Origin of the sequence: Mycobacterium sp. (assembly GCF_025933915.1) — a bacterium.
Taxonomy (GTDB): domain Bacteria; phylum Actinomycetota; class Actinomycetes; order Mycobacteriales; family Mycobacteriaceae; genus Mycobacterium.
The window spans coordinates 1-2323 of sequence record NZ_JAICZA010000301.1; the positions used below are offsets into that span (position 1 = coordinate 1).

At 70.2% G+C, this 2323-nt stretch carries 1 protein-coding gene; it reads left to right on the forward strand.

The genetic code is table 11. The annotated features are described in order from the left end of the window. Positions 1–2323, forward strand: a 2323-nt coding sequence (locus Q0W90_RS24290; protein ID WP_297777207.1) for an amino acid adenylation domain-containing protein, incomplete at both ends; no start/stop codon positions are given.

Sequence of the window (2323 nt, forward strand, 5' to 3'; positions counted from 1 at the left end):
CGGGACCGGGCCGTCGGGTGGGGGTGGTGATCCCACGGTCGGCCGAGGCGATCGTGGCGATCCTGGCGGTCCTCAAGACCGGGGCGGCGTATGTGCCGATCGACCCGGCACTGCCGGCCGCCCGCATCGAGTTCATGCTGACCGATGCCGCCCCGATCGCGACGATCAGCACGGCCGCACTCCGGCCCCGCCTGAGCAATCCCGATCTCATCGTCGACATCGACGACGCGGCCCTGCACACCCAGCCCGCCACCGGGTTGCCGCACCCGGCGCCCGGCGACATCGCCTACATCATTTACACCTCGGGAACCACCGGCGTTCCCAAGGGAGTGGCGGTCACCCACCACAACGTCACCCAGCTGTTGCGGTCATTGGACGCCGAACTCGGCCTCGGGCAGGTGTGGAGCCACTGTCATTCCCTGGCGTTCGACTTCTCGGTCTGGGAAATCTTCGGCGCCCTCCTGCGCGGCGGACGCCTCGTCGTCGTACCCGACGACGTCGTCCGCTCGCCGGAAGACCTGCACGCCTTACTGATTGCCGAAAACGTCACCGTGCTGAGCCAAACCCCGTCGGCGGTCGCGGCCCTCTCGCCGCAGGGACTGGATTCGGTGGCGCTGGTCGTCGGTGGTGAGCAGTGCCCGCTCGAGGTGATGGATCGGTGGTCGCCCGGACGGGTGATGATCAATCAATACGGTCCGACCGAGACCACGATGTATGCGGCGATGACGCCGCCGCTGACGGCGGGTTCCGCTGTGGTGCCGATCGGTTCGCCGGTGCCCGGGGCCGCCTTGTTCGTGCTGGATCAACGGTTGCGTGCGGTACCGCCCGGTGTGGTCGGTGAGCTGTACATCGCCGGCCGCGGGGTCGCCGCCGGTTATCTGGGCCGGGCGGCGTTGACGGCGTCGCGGTTCGTCGCGTGCCCGTACAGTCGTTCCAGCGGGGCCGGAGCGCGCATGTATCGCACCGGCGACCTGGTGCGATGGGGCGCGGACGGGCAGCTGGAATACCTCGGGCGCGCGGACGATCAGGTCAAGATCCGCGGCTATCGCATCGAGCTGGACGAAATCCGTTCCGCGCTCGCCGAAGTGGACGGTGTCGAGCAGGCCGCGGTGATCGCCCGTGGAGACCACCCCGCCGCCGTGCGACTGGTGGCCTATGTGACCGGCACGGCCGACCCGTCCGGAATTCGGGCGCGGCTCGCCGAGCGGCTGCCGGCCTACATGGTGCCGTCGGCGGTGGTGGCGCTGGATGCGCTACCGCTGACGGTCAACGGCAAGCTGGACACCGGCGCCCTGCCCGCACCGGAATACACCGTGAGCCGGTACCGGGCCCCGGCCGACGCGATCGAGGAGATCCTGGCCGGCATCTACGCCCAGGTTCTCGGACTCGAGCGGGTCGGGGTGGACGACTCGTTCTTCGACCTGGGCGGCGACAGCATCCTGTCGATGCAGGTGGTGGCCCGCGCCCGGGCCGCCGGTGTAATGTGCCGGCCCCGCGATGTCTTCGTCGAACAGACCGTGGGCCGGCTGGCGCGGGTGGTCACGCTGGCCACCGGCGAGGACGACGTCCTCGACGAGGGGATCGGCCCGGTGGTGGCCACCCCGATCATGCGCTGGCTGCAGAACATGGACGGTCCGGTCGAGCAGTTCAACCAGACCATGGTGCTGTCGGCTCCGGCCGGGGTGAGCCAGGCCGACGTCGCGGTCGTGCTGCAGGCGTTGCTGGACCGCCATCCCACGCTGCGGCTCTGCGTCGACGACGACGGCGCCGGCGGCTGGGACTTGCACGTTCCCGAGGCGGGTTCGGTGGACGCCCGGGCCTGCTTGCGCACCGTCGACGCGCTCTCCGATGCGGCGCTGGTCGACGCCCGGTCACGGCTGAACCCCGGCGCGGGCGTGATGGTGTGTGCGGTATGGGCAAGTGCCACAAACCAATTGGCGTTGATCATCCATCACCTGGTCGTCGACGGTGTGTCGTGGCGGACCATCATCGAGGACCTCAACATCGCGTGGGCGCAGCATCACAGCGGCCAGCCGGTGGCGTTGCCGGTGGGCGCCACCTCGTTCGCCCGGTGGTCGTCGCTGCTGGCCGAGCACGCGCGGAGCCCGGAGGTGGTCGCGCAGGCCGACGCGTGGCGGCGGATCTCCGAGACGCCGCCGGTGCTACCCGCGGCCCAGCCGTGGGACACCTATGCGACGGCCGGGCAGCTGTCGGCGTCGCTGGACGTCGAGACGACCCGCCTGCTGCTGGGGGAGGTGCCCGCGGCGTTTCACGCCGGGGTGCAAGACATTCTGCTGATCGCCTTCGGGTTGGCCTGGACGCA